Source organism: Nocardia sp. GTS18 (genome assembly GCF_013839555.1).
Taxonomy (GTDB): domain Bacteria; phylum Actinomycetota; class Actinomycetes; order Mycobacteriales; family Mycobacteriaceae; genus Nocardia; species Nocardia rosealba.
In genome coordinates, this window is record NZ_JACBIU010000020.1 from 1 (window position 1) to 13514 (window position 13514).

The following is a 13514-nucleotide window of genomic DNA, read 5'->3' on the forward strand; positions in this document are numbered from 1 at the left end:
CCACCCGCCCTGCGCGAGGCGCTGAGCCGGATCACCGAGGATCACGCCCTGCGCGCTCGGCTCCGCGAAGCGGGACTCGCGAAGATCGCCACCCGCCACAACCGCACCCGGACCCGCCCGCACATGTTCGACACGGTGGTCGGCGACCGGGACCGAGCGATGTCGACACCGCCCGGGAACTCGACGTCGGCAGCGCCGGGCTCACCGTGAACCCTCGGGCGCGCAGGTCGGACGTCGGGTGGTCCGGGCGTACCGGCCGTCCTTCGATGGGTGGACCCCATCAGCCGTGCGCGCTCGGCCAGCGGGTTTCCGGCAGGTCGTGCGGATAGGGGACGACAAGTTGCCGAGAATCGGCTACCGGTCGACCTTTCGCGGGCGGAGGGGATCGTCGACGAACCAGCGGCCGTCGAGTTGCGGTAGGGAAGCTCGGACTTCGCGGAGGAGGTCGGGGAGCGTGAGCAGGACAGCGTCGGGTTCGGCCGCCACCAGGTCGGCGGGGGAGATGATGGGGACGTCGGTTCCTGGCATGCGTCGGCCCTGTTTGCCGGGCGAGGCATCGGCCACCCCGGCGAGGAGTTCCCGGTGCGCGCCCGCCATCGCCAGGAGGGCGACAGCGCGGGAGGCGGCGCCGTAGGCGAAAGTCCGAAGACCCTGGGCGGCACGGTCTTCCAGCCAATCGTGGAGAGCGTCGACGTGACGATCCACCACCTGCTGCAGTCCGCCGGCCGCCGCTAGCACCACCTCCTCGGCTGCCAGCAGCTCCTCGACCGCCCGGTCGGCGGGATGCGAACCGTGACGCGCGGCGACCAGCACCGTGCCGCCGTAGAGGTCGAACTCCCATGCCGTCACGACGCTCATCCCCGCCGCGGCGAGAAGGGTACGCAGGGAGGCGAGAGAGTAGTAGGCGAAATGGCCGTGCCGCAACGCATTCCACTGCCCCTGCGCCACGATCGCGGCCAGCGAGTGGAACTGCACGAGCAGCACGCCCGCGGGCGCGGTCGCTGCGGCGCGGGCGGCGAAGGCGGCGCGCTGGTCGGGTTCGTGCATGATGCCGAAACAGTCGAGGACCACATCGGCGGGCCCGGTGGCTTCGGTGAAACCGGGCAGCGGCAACCAGGTACCGCCGTGCGGACTGCCGAACTCGGTCACGGTCGCGCCGGCGAGCAGACCGGCCGCCCGCACCCGGTCGATCGCGTCGGCCGCCTGATCGCGCAGCGCCTGCGGTTCGATCCCGCGCGGTTCGGCGGTGACTGTGTCGTCGTCGGCGAGCTGCGCCAGACCGCACGCCGTGCACCGGTCCATCCGCAGCGGATGCCCGGACTCGGCAGGCTGGACCGGGGAATCCCGAGATGGGAAGTGGTCGGCGGCGGGCACCGTGCCCAGGTCGAGCAGGGTGCGCAGCGCGGTGTCACCGCAACCTCGGCAGCGGCGGGTCATGGCAGGATGTCCTCGTGCGTATCGAAGCGACCGAACTGGCCGACGTGGTTGTGCTCGTCCCCGAGCCGTTCCGCGACGACCGCGGCCTGTTCACCCGCACCTTCGACGCCCAAGAATTCGATGCCCATCTCGGAATCGACGGTGCCGCAGCGAGATTCGTACAGGACTCGCAGTCGCGGTCCAAGCGCGGGGTGGTCAGGGGCATGCACGGGCGCGGCGGTCGTGGCGAGGCCAAACTGGTGCGTTGCGCGCACGGCGCGGTGCACGACGTACTCGTCGACATCCGCCCCGGTTCGCCCACTTTCGGTGCGCGGCAAGCCTTCCGCCTCGACGACGAGCTGTTCCACCACCTGTACGTGCCGCCGGGCTTCCTGCACGGCTTCCAGGCGCTCACCGAGGTCGCCGACGTGTGCTACCGCATCGACCGCCCACACGACCCCGCCGAAGACCTCGGGGTCGCCTACGACGACCCCGACCTGGACATCGACTGGCCGCTGCCGGTGACCGTGGTCTCCGAGCGCGACGCGCGCGCGGGCAGCTGGGCGCGGCTGCGCGCTACGCTGACGCCCGCGCACTGATCCGGCGCAACCGCTCGTCGAGAACACCCGCCTCGCACAGCCCACGCAGGTGCGGCAGTCGGGTGAAACGCTGGAAGAACGCCTCGGACGTGAGTCCGCGCGTGGTGTATTCGGTGAACAGCTCCTCGGCACCGGCGGGCACCGTCCACGCAGCCTCGAAGCCGAGAATCTCGCGCGCGGCCGAGAAGTCGACCCGATACGAGCGCGGATCGGCACCGCTCTCACCGGTGATCACCAACCGCGAACCCGGCACCGCGTCCACCACGGCCCCCGCGATCTCGGCGACAGTGAGGTTGTTGACCTCGGTACCGATATTGAACGCGCGGCACGAGACGTCGGCCGCCGGCGCGGTCAGGCACATCGCGAACGCGGTCGCGATATCGGCGGCGTGCACCAGCGGGCGCCACGGCGTGCCGTCGGAGAGCACCTTCACCTCACCGGTGAGCACCGCGTACCCGACCAGGTTGTTGAGCACGATATCGGCACGCAGTCGCGGCGAGAACCCGAAAGCCGTTGCGTTGCGCAGGAATACCGGGACGAAGTCGTCGTCGGCCAGCGCCGCCACATCGTCTTCGACCCGCACCTTGCTCTCGGCGTACGGCGTGATCGGGCGCAGCGGTGCCTGTTCGGTGACCAGCTCCTCGCCCGCCGCGCCGTACACCGAACACGTGGAGGCGTACAGGAACCGGCGCACCCCTGCTTCCTTGGCCAGGCGTGCCAACCGGACCGAGGCGTAATGGTTGATGTCGTAGGTGATCTCGGGCGCCAGCGCGCCGAGCGGATCGTTCGACAGGGCCGCCAGGTGGATCACCGCGTCGAATCCGCGCAACTGCTCGACCGTCACCTCCCGCAGATCCACGGCGAGACCCGCTGGGTCACCGGCGAATTCGCCGAGCACACACTCGGCGAAGTACCCGATGTCCAGACCCGTGACCTCGTGGCCCGCCGCCTGGAGCATCGGGACCATCACTGTGCCGAGGTACCCTTGATGCCCGGTGACAAGTACCCGCATGTTCACGTCTGTTCCCATCTGATGATCGCTTTGTCGAGCACGAACGCCTCGGCATACGGCGCGTGACACTGCACGCCACGCATCCGGGCCAGCCCGAGGAAGGCCTGTTCGTCGAACCAGTCACGGCCCGTCTGCGACGGATAGTGCTCGTGCAGCAACCGCGACTTGCGGTGCAGCAGTTCGGCATCCATCGGGTGGTACAGCGTGGGCGCCGGAGTGTCGGTCTCCCACTTGAGGATCTCGTAGCCGAGGGTCAGGTGGTCACGGAACTCGGTGGGCACCAGCTCGGCGAGCAACCGGTGATCCTGGTGAGCGTCACCGCGATGCGGCGCGAACACCACCTCCGGTTCACCGCCGCGGCGGAACGCGGCGAGCGCGTCCTTGATCCGGTCCCAGTGCGCGGGCGCGCGCCCGTCCGGCACGTCGAGCACCTCGAGCTCGGGTTTCGTCCCGGAGCAGAAGGCGGTGAGCGCCGCGCGTTCCTCGTCCTCGCGCGCGGTGCCGCCACCGGAGAGCACCAGTGCCCGCACCTCGACCTCGGGGTCGGCGGCGGTGAGCGCGAGCAGGGTGGCACCCATGCCGATGGCGATATCGTCACAGTGCGCGCCGAGCACCGCGATCCGCTTCGGCGGACGGGTGAACAAACCGATCACGCCGACTCCCACACCATCCACGGCCGCGAACCGTTGCGGTAGGCATCGTCGAGTTCGGCGCGCTCCTTGAACGTGTCGGCGGGCTTCCAGAAACCCAGGTGCCGGTACCCGAACAGGCGGCCCTGCCCGGCCAGCGTGCCGCACGCGTCGGCCACCAGATCGCCCCCGGGCGGCAACAGATCGAAGATCTCCTGGCTGAGCACGAAGAACCCGCCGTTCTCCCACAGCGGCATCCGCGCCACCGGCATGATGTCCTTCACCTCGCCGCTGTCGGTGATGTCCACACAGTGGAACGAGGACTGCGGGGGAACGACCATCATCGACGCGGCCGCCCCCGAGGCGTGGAAACGCTCGATCATGGTGTCGAGCGGTGCGTCGGTGAGCACGTCGGCGTAATTGGCCAGGAAGAACTCGTCACCGTCGAGATGCTCGCGCACCCGGCGCAACCGCTCGCCGATCGCCGACTCCACCCCGGTGTCGACGAAGGTGATCGACCAGTCGCTGATATCGGTGCCGAGCAGTTCGACCTTTCCGTCGCGGATGACGAAGTCGTTGGACGCTGTCTCCTGGTAGGTCAAGAAGAAGTTCTTGATGTGTTCGGCGCCGTAGCCGAGGCACAGGATGAACTCTTTGTGCCCGAAGTGCGCGTAGTACCGCATCACGTGCCACAGCAGCGGTCGCGGACCGACCAGCTGCATCGGCTTGGGCACGATGTCGTCGGACCCGCCGCGCATGCGCATGCCGTACCCGCCGCAGAACAACACGACCTTCATCGATTCACTCTCGTTTCCAGCTCGCCGCGGTGCAGCACCGGCAGCGGGTAAACCAGTTCGCCGCCCCATTCGCCCACGTGGCGCAGCTGTGCGCTGATCTCGGTTTCGAGATTCCAGGGCAGCACGAGCACCACGTCGGGCCGGTCCGCGTCGATGCGCTCCGGCGGATGGATCGGGATACGGGTGCCAGGGGTGTAGCGCCCGTGTTTGTAGGGGTTGCGGTCGACGGTGTACTCGAGCAGGTCGGGTCGGATGCCGCAGTAGTTGAGCAGGGTGTTGCCCTTGCCGGGAGCACCGTAGCCGACGACCCGCTTGCCCTGCGCACGGCAGTCGAGCAGGAAGCGCAGCAACTCCTGGCGCACCGCCTCCGCGCGCGGCGCCAGGTCCAGATATCCGACGGGGGTGTGCAGCCCGGCTTCGCGTTCGAGGTCGAGCACCTCGGCGACCCGCGGACCGGGCTCGGCGACGGCGTCCGGGCGCGCCCACAGCCGCAGCGAACCGCCATGGGTGTCGAGCAACTCCACGTCCACGATCGTCAGGCCGCCCACCGCGAGCGCGCGCTGCGCCGAGTGCACGGTGTAGTACTGGAAGTGCTCGTGATAGATGGTGTCGAACTGGCCGTGGCGCACCAGGTTCAGCGCGTGATGCACCTCGATGCTGAGCCAGCCGTCGTCACTGAGCAGGGTGCGCAGCGCCCGGGTGAAACCGCGCAGATCGGGGATGTGGGCATAGACGTTGTTGGCGACGACCAGATCGGCCGGTCCGTGCTCGGCTCGCACCTGCGCGGCCGAATCCTCGTGCAGGAACGCGGTTTCCGTCGGCACACCGACCGCGCGGGCGGCGGCACCGACATTGACCGACGGCTCGATGCCGAGACACGGGATACCGCGCGCCACCGCGTGCCGCAGCAGATACCCGTCGTTGCTCGCCACCTCGACGACAAACGATTCGGCCCCGAGTCCCAGACGCCGCACCGCGGTGTCGACGAAGTCCTCGGCATGACGCACCCAGCTGTCGGAGAACGACGAGAAATAGGCGTACTCGGTGAAGGTGTCCTCGGGGGTGATCAGTGCCGGGATCTGCAACAGCAGGCATTGTTCACACAGTCGCAGATGCAGCGGATAGGTCATTTCGGGTGACTCGAGCCGCTCGCTGTCGAGGAAGCTCTCACACGCCGGGGTGGCGCCCAGGTCGAGCACGCTCGTGAGCTGCCCGGAATCACACAGCCGACATTGCAACGGGTCCACCTTCATCAGACGCGAGAATTGTCGCGGCCGATGCCGGACATGCCGGACGTCGGTCCTGCGGGACGAGACGTTACAGCGCGGCCCGGACCATAGCCGCCGGAAAATGTTGCGACCCGGAAAACACCGCGGTGCCCATATCGGGGATCAGGCCAGGTGAAACCGCGATCGGCTAATTTTCGGCGAAGACGACCATTCCTGCGATGAATGTGATGTCACCCACTCGAGAAATCGGTTGTCCTGCTTTCATGTCGAAATGCAATGGACTTTCCGTGATCTCGTCCACCGCTCGCCACCTTGCTGAGCTAATCTCTGGATCGCGTTGTGGCGCTTGCGCTTCGATGTGGAGGAATTTCGGCGATGTGTAACGATCGTCCCACGGGTTTCGAATCGAGGGGCGTAGCGGCCATCGCATTGGTCGCGTTCTGGTCGCCGGCGATCGGAAGGGTTCGACTCCCGATAGGGGAGGTGTGTCGGTTCATGAGCTACGAGCTCACCAGTAGTGGCGAGATGGATGCCGTCACCGGCGTGCACGCGGTGCGCGACTTGCGACGGGAAAGCTGGCAGACCGCATTCGTGCGGCGCCTGATCGTCACCGATGCCGTCGCTGTCGTGGGTGCCGTCGGTACCGCGCAGGCGCTGCGTTTCGACGGACCCGTCGACTCGACGCTGGCCTGGCCCTTGCCGTACGACATCGGCTACTCCGCGGTGTCGCTCGCCCTCGCGCTCGGCTGGCTCGCGCTACTGCACGGGTACGGCACCCGCGCACCCCAGGTGATCGGCACCGGCAGCGAGGAATTCCGCAGGCTGGTGTCGGCGAGCCTGCGCCTGTTCGGTGTCCTCGCCATCCTCGCGCTGCTGTTCCGCATCGAATTCGCCCGCGGCTACCTGGCCATCGCCCTGCCCGCCGGACTCTTCGGCCTGATCGCCGGACGACTGGCCTGGCGCAGGCAGTTGCGCAGCCTGCGGGCCGAAGGCCGCTGCCACACCGCGGTGCTCGTCGTCGGCTCGCCCGAAGCCGCCCACGCCATGGCTACGGCGTTCACCGACGACCCGGCCTCCGGATACCGGGTGGTCGGGGTGTGCGTGCCTACCGGACCGGGGGAGCGCGTCGAAACTCTCGGTGGCGCATCGGTTCTCGGTGACGACCGCTCCGTACTCGACGCCGTGCGCCGCAGCGGGGCCGGCTCGGTGGCCGTGGCCGCGACCGACCATCTCGGCCCGGCCGAATTGCGGCGCATGGCCTGGGAACTCGACCCGCTCGGCGTCGATCTGATCGTGGCACCGGGTGTGGTGGACATCGCCGGTGTGCGCCTCAATCACCGGCTGGTGGCCGGGATGCCGATGCTGCACATCGACCGGCCGCGCTACGGACGGGCCAAGTCCACCCGCAAGGCGCTGTTCGACTTCTGTTTCGCGGCCATGGTGGTGCTGCTCAGCGCACCGGTGCTGCTCGCCATCGCGCTGGCGGTGAAGCTGAGCAGCCCCGGCCCGGTGTTCTACCTGTCGGAGCGGATCGGCCGCGACGGCGTGCCGTTCCGGATGATCAAGTTCCGCAGTATGCGCCCGGATGCCGACACCGCCGTCGACGAACTCATCGCCGAGCACGGCGGAAACCCGGTGTTCTTCAAGGTCAAAGACGATCCACGGGTGACGCCGGTCGGCCGCTTCCTGCGCAAATACAGTCTCGACGAGCTGCCGCAGTTCTTCAATGTGCTGCGCGGTGAGATGAGCGTGGTCGGGCCGAGGCCGCAGGTGCAGCGTGAGGTCGACACCTACGACGGCGAGATGCGCAGGCGGCTGCTGGTGAAGCCGGGGCTCACCGGGCTGTGGCAGGTGAGTGGCCGCTCGGACCTGTCACCGGAGGATTCGGTGCGCCTGGACCTGTCGTACGTGGAGAACTGGTCGATGGTGCTGGATGTCGCCCTCATCGCACGAACCATCGGGGTGGTCACCCGGGGCGAGGGCGCGTACTGAGCCGGTGCGCCGAACACGCACCGGCCCAGTCCCTTTCAGCGCAGATCGCGGCGACGGTAGGCGAACAAGCCCACCGCGATGCCGGTTCCCGCGACCGCGAGCAACCAGACGATCGGGGTGGCGGTGAACTCCGCGCCCGGCAGCTTCGGCGGATGCACGAATGGCACCAGATCGAGCACCCACTGCGGGAAGCTGCCCAGTGCGCCGAGCAGGAACCCGACGACCATCGCGCTCAACACACCCCAGCTCAGCGGCGCGAATCGGGGCAGGGCGCCGACGAGCAGCACCGCGACGGCGGTGACCACCCACACGGCGGGCAGTTGCACGGCCGCCGCCGCGAGCGCCTGGCCGATCTTGCTTGCCGGGTCGCCACCGGTCGCGCCCCAGACCACACCGATCGCCAGCCCGGCGGCCAGCAGGCCCACCGCCGGACCGCCGAGGGCGAACAGCAGATGGCTGCCCGCATACCGGATCCGGCCGACAGCGGCCGCAAGCACGCTTTCGGTGCGACCGGTGTTCTCCTCCTCGTGCAGTCGCAGCACGGCCGACACCGAGTAGGCCGCCGCGGCGGCCGCGAGCATCGCGATCGCGTAGGCGATGAACGACTTCTCCAGATCGTCCGATCCGCCGAGCGAGGTGATCACATCGCGCAGCGATTCACTGCCGTCGAGCATGTCGCCGATGCCGGTCACCGCGCCACCGATGAGCAGACCGTAGAGGGCGAAACCGGTTGTCCACGCGAGCAGTGACCCGCGTTGTAGCCGCCAGGCCAGTCCGAAGGGCCCCGAAAGCCCGGCGCCCGCGGTAGCCGGCCCCGGTCGGTCGGCCAACAGGCCTGCGCCGAGGTCACGGGTACGCAGCAGCTGGTAGGCGAGCAGCGTCGCACCGGCGCCGAGGACTAGCAGCGGCACGAGCACCCACCAGCGCTCCTGGGCGAACGGCCGGATCTGCAGGCACCAGCCCACCGGCGAAAACCACGACAGCACACCGTTTCCCGCGTCACCGACGGCACGCACGGCGAACGCCGCACCCAGAGATCCCAGGGCGATGCCACGCGCGATCCTTGCACCCGTGCTCAACTGCGCGGCGACCGCGGCCACCGCGCCCCAGACGACACCGGAGCCGGCCAGTGCCGCACCGAACGCGACCGACCCGGCGAGGGGCAGGTCTGTCGCGAGCAGTGAAGCCGCACAGGCGATTCCGGCGATCGCCGACGCGCCGTTGGTGAGCAGGAGCGCGCCGGTGAGGCCGGCGAACCGGCCGATGCTCGTCGCGCCGACCAGTTCCGCGCGCCCGGTCTCCTCCTCGACCCGGGTATGCCGGATCACGGTGAGCACGGCCGCGATCGCGATGAGTGCGTACATGGCCCCGGCCTTCCAGGTGCCGATCGAGCCGAGGGCCGAACTGAACACCGGGCCGTACATGGCGACCAGCGCCGGGCTGGCGGCCGTCGTCGTGGCGAAACTGTCGAGCTGTTCCTGTGTCGTGTAGAGATCCTTGATCGACACCACCTGGATCGCCGGCATCAGCCCGATCAGCAATGCCCACAGTGGGGCGACCACCCGGTCACGGCGCAGCGCAAGCCGCAGCATTTGCCCCGTGCCGGTGAATTCGTCTGCGGCGCGGGATGTTCCGGTGAATCGACCGGTGGCGGCGAGCGTGCTCATGCGCGCACCTTCTCGGGCAGATCGACGTGGTAGTGGCGCAGGAACAGGTCTTCCAGCGTCGGGGGAGTGCTGGTCAGGCTTCGGACACCGGCGTCGCCGAGTACCCGGATGAGCGCGCCCAGGTTGTCGGCGTCGACCTGGCAGCGCAGGGTCGAACCGTCACGCTCCACGTCCTCGACGCCGGCCAGCGTGCTCAGATCGCCTGGGTCGCCGATCAATTCGGCCGTGATCGCGGTGCGGCTCAGGTGCCGCAGTTCGCTCAGCGAACCGGACTCGACGGTGCGCCCCGCCCGGATGATGGTCACCCGGTCGCACAGGTGCTCCACCTCCGAGAGGATGTGGCTCGACAGCAGCACCGTCGCGCCGCGCGCGGCAGCGTCCCGCACACATTCCTGAAAGACCTGCTCCATCAACGGATCCAGGCCCGAGGTCGGTTCGTCGAGGATGAGCAGGTCGGCCTCGGCGGAGAACGCCGAGACCAGCGCCACCTTCTGCCGGTTGCCCTTGGAGTAGGTGCGTGCCTTCTTGGTCGGGTCGAGTTCGAAGCGCTCGATCAACTCGGCCCGGCGTGCCTGATCGAGCCCACCGCGCATGCGGGCGAGCAGGTCGATGGTCTCCCCGCCCGACAGCGACGGCCACAGCGTGACATCGCCTGGCACATAAGCGATCCGCTCGTGCAGCGACACCGCGTCGGCCCATGGATCGCGGCCGAACAGCAGGGCCGAACCGTCGGTGGCTCGCAGCACGCCGAGCAGAATGCGGATGGTGGTGGACTTGCCCGCACCGTTGGGTCCGAGGAACCCGTGGATCTCACCGGGTCCGACCTGGAGGTCCAGCCCGTCGAGAGCGGTGAAGCGGCCGAAAGTTTTGCGCAGGCCCTGGGTTTCGACGACCTGCTGGGTGGGGGACGGCATTGCTACTCCTCGAGGAGAGAGTCGAGCAGAGACGGGTCGGTCAGCATGCCCTGGGTGTAGAGCTCGACGGCCGGGAAGGTGAGTTCGGTGGACAGCTCGCGAATCGCCTTGCGGTAGTCGAGTTTTCCCTCGCGCTGACTACGCATCTGCAGATAGAGGTTCATGGCTCCGACATGGCAGAGCACCAGATAGCGGGCACGGGCCACGGGATCGTGGCTCGGTTTGATGCGGCCTTCGTCGACGGCGGTCTGGGTGTACTGCACGGCGTCGTCGATCATGTGCTCGAGCAGCGACTCGGCAAGCGGTCCGCCGGCCTGGAAGCTGCGGAGCATGTAGGCCACCAAGGGTGCATAGATCTCGATCTCGGCCAACGCGTCGAGCATCCCGGTCGGACCGGTGGCGCGGATGGCCCGCAACTTCTCGTCGCGGATGATCTCGATCACTCGTTCGTCGCACGCCGCGCGCAGGCCGTCCTTGGACCCGAAGTGGTGATTGACCAAGCCCGGTGACACCCCGGCGGCGGTGGCGATGGCACGCACGCCGACACCGAATCCCTGCTCTCCGAACAGGTCGATCGCGGCGTCACGGATGCGCGCGGCGGTGCTCAGGTCGGTGGGGGATCCTTGCGAAACGGGCTGTTGGTTAAACACATGTTCAATATACTAAACGAGTGTTCAATCCGTCCACAAGAGGTAGCCGGAAGGAGTTTCACCGCCGCCGGTACGCCGCCGACCGGGCTATGGTCGAAGACATGGCTACCGGCACATCGACGACGGCAGAACACCTCCGCGCAGCGCTGGACGGACCGTGGCGCGCGGTCAGGGAACAGGCACGCACCCAGCTCGCCGACGACCGCTTCACCGGCGATCCCGACCTCGATCTGAAGGACGCCCGCGCACGGGTGCTCGAGCAGATGCGGGTCATCGCGGGAATGGGTTACCCCGAGCGTGGGTTCCGCCCCGAGAACGGGGGCACCGGCGACCCGGGCGGCGCGGTCACCGGTCTCGAGATGCTGGCCTACGCCGACCTCTCGCTGTGGGTGAAATCCGGCGTCCAGTGGGGCCTTTTCGGCGGTGCGGTGGAAAACCTCGGCACCGAGCGCCACCGCGACTACATCAAGCGGCTCATCTCCCTCGACCTGCTCGGCTGTTTCGCGATGACCGAGTCCGGGCACGGCAGCGATGTGGCGGTTCTCGAGACCACGGCCACCTATGACCCGGCCACTCAGGAATTCGTGGTCGACACCCCGACGCCGTCGGCGCGCAAGGACTACATCGGTGGCGCCGCCGAGCACGCCCGGATGGCGGCGGTGTTCGCCCAGCTCGTCACCGGGGGCAAGAACCAGGGCGTGCACTGCTTCCTGGTGCCCATTCGTGACGAGAACGGCGCCGACCTGCCCGGCGTCACCACCTCCGACGACGGCCGCAAGGGTGGTCTGCCCGGTGTCGACAACGGGCGCATCGTGTTCGACAACGTGCGCATCCCGCGCGAGAACCTGCTCAACCGCTACGCCGATGTCGCGCCGGACGGCACCTACACCTCCGAGATCGAGAACCCGAGCAGGCGCTTCTTCACGACACTCGGCACATTGGTGCGCGGCCGGGTGAGCGTCGGTGGCGCCGCTGCGGCGGGAGCGCGCGTGGCGCTGAGCATCGCGGTGCGCTACGCCCTTGCCCGGCGTCAGTTCGCCGACCCCGACACCGGTGCGGAAACCCTGCTGCTGGACTACCGCAGCCACCAGCGCAGGCTGCTGCCGCTGGTCGCGAAGTCGTTCGCGCTGGCCTTCGCGCAGAACGACCTGGTGCGCCGGATGGACCTCGTCCAGCGTGGCGCCGAGATCGAGCCCGGCGCGCAGCGTTCGCTGGAGAAGCGCGCCGCGGGTCTGAAGGTCGCCCAGACCCGGCATGCCACCCGCGCCATCCAAGAATGCCGCGAAGCCTGCGGCGGCGCCGGGTATCTCACCGAGAATCGTCTCGTGACGCTCAAGGCCGACACCGACGTGTTCACCACCTTCGAGGGCGACAACGTGGTCCTCACCCAGCTGGTCGCCAAGGAACTGCTCACCGCCTACGCCGACGAGATCCGCGACCTGGACGCACTCGGCTGGGTGCGCTTCGCCGCGACGATGGCGGGCGACGTGGTCCGCCGCAATACCGGTGTGCGCCAACTCATTCAGACGCTGCGCGACCGCAACGACGAATCGGTCGACGAGGGTGACCTGTCCAAGCGCGATGTGCAGCTGCAGTTGTTCGCCGACCGCGAGGACTACCTGCTGCGCACCGCCGCGCACCGGCTGCGGGCCCGTGCCGAGGACACCGGTCCGTTCGAGGCGTTCAACAACGCCCAGGACCACATTCTCGCCGCCGGCGCCGCCCACATCGATCGGCTGGTGCTGGAGGAATTCGTCGACGGGATCGCCGCCATCGAGGATCCCGATGCGAGGGCGCTGGCCGAAACCGTCTGCGACCTCTACGTGTATTCCTCGCTGGAGGAGAACCTGGCCTGGTACATCATGCACCGGTTCATGTCGGTGGAACGGGCCAAGGCGGTTCGGCGCGGAGTGAACGAGCTCGTCGACCGGCTGCGTCCCGACGCGCTCACGCTGGTGGAGGCGATGGGTGTGCCGGAGTCGATGCTGCGGGCCGAGATGCTGCACGACGCCAGCGTTTTCGACCGCAGCTGACAGCCCACACCCCCGCGACGGCTAGGGTGACCGCTGCCGCCGCGCCGCCGAGAACATCGGTGGCGTGGTGGTAGCCCCGCTCGATCATCCCCAGGGTGACCGGGACGAGCGCCAGGGCGGTGAGCGCGACGACCACGAGCCGCGCCCGGGCGCTCGTCACCAGACACGCGAATGTCGTTGCGACCGCGACCAAGTGGACGGTGTGGCCGCTCGGGTAGGCCAGATAGTCGTGTAACTGCCTGTCCCACAAAGGCTTCAACAACCACGTATTGATCGTCACCGCGACCTCCGGGACGACGAGCATCGTCGCCGCGCGCCACCACTGGCGCCGCACCAGGAACCAGCAGCAAAACCCCAGCAACCCGATGAGTACGGTCGCGCTGTTGCTCGGCGACACCAGAATCGAGCCCCATTCGGGGGAGACCGAACGCTGCACCGGTTCGGCTATCGCCCGGTCGATATCGGTCGCCCCGTCGTCGGCCGGAAACGTAAGCGGGATCAGGGCGGTGACGCTCGCGCAGGCCGCGAGGACGGTTGTGCGAAGTGCCTGGCCGGGGTGGATCACGGCCCCGACGA

At 68.4% G+C, this 13514-nt stretch carries 13 protein-coding genes; 4 read left to right on the forward strand and 9 right to left on the reverse strand.

Going from position 1 to position 13514, the window contains the following annotated elements; translation table 11 throughout:
- A partial coding sequence (locus HYG95_RS16670) for a hypothetical protein (RefSeq protein ID WP_181698857.1) occupies positions 1–210 on the forward strand: 210 nt, incomplete at its 5' end.
- A 144-nt stretch (positions 211–354) separates the two neighbouring features.
- On the opposite strand, the gene HYG95_RS16675 is transcribed toward HYG95_RS16670, so the two are convergent.
- Complete coding sequence (locus HYG95_RS16675; protein ID WP_181698858.1) at positions 355–1437, reverse strand: methyltransferase domain-containing protein; 1083 nt, start codon at positions 1435–1437, stop codon at positions 355–357.
- Between the two features lie 14 nt (positions 1438–1451).
- On the opposite strand from HYG95_RS16675, the gene rfbC reads away from it, so the two are divergent.
- Positions 1452–2015: a dTDP-4-dehydrorhamnose 3,5-epimerase gene (rfbC, locus tag HYG95_RS16680; protein WP_181698859.1), complete on the forward strand. Its 564-nt coding sequence runs from the start codon at positions 1452–1454 to the stop codon at positions 2013–2015.
- On the opposite strand, the gene HYG95_RS16685 is transcribed toward rfbC, so the two are convergent.
- The 4 genes from HYG95_RS16685 to HYG95_RS16700 are packed head-to-tail and all read right to left on the reverse strand — an operon-like array spanning position 1993 to position 5691.
- Entirely contained in the window at positions 1993–3027 is a 1035-nt protein-coding gene (locus HYG95_RS16685; protein WP_181698920.1) for an NAD(P)-dependent oxidoreductase, read from the reverse strand. The two genes, rfbC and HYG95_RS16685, sit on opposite strands and share 23 nt — an antisense overlap.
- 2 nt (positions 3028–3029) lie before the next feature.
- On the reverse strand, positions 3030–3680 hold the full coding sequence (locus tag HYG95_RS16690; RefSeq protein ID WP_370465823.1) for a PIG-L deacetylase family protein: 651 nt from the start codon (positions 3678–3680) through the stop codon (positions 3030–3032).
- The gene (locus HYG95_RS16695) at positions 3677–4453 is read right to left on the reverse strand and encodes a glucose-1-phosphate cytidylyltransferase (RefSeq protein WP_181698860.1); all 777 of its coding nucleotides are present in this window, start codon (positions 4451–4453) and stop codon (positions 3677–3679) included. The genes HYG95_RS16690 and HYG95_RS16695 overlap by 4 nt, the downstream gene beginning before the upstream one ends.
- Complete coding sequence (locus HYG95_RS16700; RefSeq protein WP_181698922.1) at positions 4450–5691, reverse strand: class I SAM-dependent methyltransferase; 1242 nt, start codon at positions 5689–5691, stop codon at positions 4450–4452. Before HYG95_RS16700 ends, HYG95_RS16695 begins: the two co-directional genes overlap by 4 nt.
- Positions 5692–6177: 486 nt before the next feature.
- Here HYG95_RS16700 and HYG95_RS16705 point away from each other — a divergent pair, with 486 nt between their 5' ends.
- On the forward strand, positions 6178–7674 hold the full coding sequence (locus HYG95_RS16705; protein WP_181698861.1) for a sugar transferase: 1497 nt from the start codon (positions 6178–6180) through the stop codon (positions 7672–7674).
- Between the two features lie 35 nt (positions 7675–7709).
- Here the strand turns inward: HYG95_RS16705 and HYG95_RS16710 are convergent, their stop codons facing one another.
- From HYG95_RS16710 to HYG95_RS16720, 3 genes are read right to left on the reverse strand one after another with little or no spacing between them, the layout of a single operon-like run.
- Positions 7710–9341, reverse strand: coding sequence for an ABC transporter permease (locus tag HYG95_RS16710; RefSeq protein ID WP_181698862.1), 1632 nt, complete (start codon positions 9339–9341; stop codon positions 7710–7712).
- Positions 9338–10255, reverse strand: coding sequence for an ABC transporter ATP-binding protein (locus HYG95_RS16715; RefSeq protein ID WP_181698863.1), 918 nt, complete (start codon positions 10253–10255; stop codon positions 9338–9340). Before HYG95_RS16715 ends, HYG95_RS16710 begins: the two co-directional genes overlap by 4 nt.
- Positions 10256–10257: 2 nt before the next feature.
- Positions 10258–10905: a TetR/AcrR family transcriptional regulator gene (locus HYG95_RS16720; protein ID WP_181698864.1), complete on the reverse strand. Its 648-nt coding sequence runs from the start codon at positions 10903–10905 to the stop codon at positions 10258–10260.
- 101 nt (positions 10906–11006) lie between these two features.
- Between HYG95_RS16720 and HYG95_RS16725 the strand changes: the two genes are divergently transcribed.
- Complete coding sequence (locus HYG95_RS16725) at positions 11007–12938, forward strand: acyl-CoA dehydrogenase (protein ID WP_181698865.1); 1932 nt, start codon at positions 11007–11009, stop codon at positions 12936–12938.
- On the opposite strand, the gene HYG95_RS16730 is transcribed toward HYG95_RS16725, so the two are convergent.
- On the reverse strand, positions 12853–13503 hold the full coding sequence (locus HYG95_RS16730; RefSeq protein ID WP_356983194.1) for a phosphatase PAP2 family protein: 651 nt from the start codon (positions 13501–13503) through the stop codon (positions 12853–12855). The genes HYG95_RS16725 and HYG95_RS16730 overlap by 86 nt on opposite strands.
- Positions 13504–13514: the final 11 nt, after the last annotated feature.

Excerpts from the sequence above, each read along its gene's own strand:
- HYG95_RS16715 (WP_181698863.1), bottom strand. The coding sequence starts at position 10,255 with ATGCCGTCCCCCACCCAGCAGGTCGTCGAAACCCAGGGCCTGCGCAAA.
- HYG95_RS16695 (WP_181698860.1), bottom strand. The coding sequence starts at position 4,453 with ATGAAGGTCGTGTTGTTCTGCGGCGGGTACGGCATGCGCATGCGCGGC.
- HYG95_RS16725 (WP_181698865.1), top strand. The coding sequence starts at position 11,007 with ATGGCTACCGGCACATCGACGACGGCAGAACACCTCCGCGCAGCGCTG.
- HYG95_RS16710 (WP_181698862.1), bottom strand. The coding sequence starts at position 9,341 with ATGAGCACGCTCGCCGCCACCGGTCGATTCACCGGAACATCCCGCGCC.
- HYG95_RS16685 (WP_181698920.1), bottom strand. The coding sequence starts at position 3,027 with ATGCGGGTACTTGTCACCGGGCATCAAGGGTACCTCGGCACAGTGATG.
- HYG95_RS16675 (WP_181698858.1), bottom strand. The coding sequence starts at position 1,437 with ATGACCCGCCGCTGCCGAGGTTGCGGTGACACCGCGCTGCGCACCCTG.
- HYG95_RS16705 (WP_181698861.1), top strand. The coding sequence starts at position 6,178 with ATGAGCTACGAGCTCACCAGTAGTGGCGAGATGGATGCCGTCACCGGC.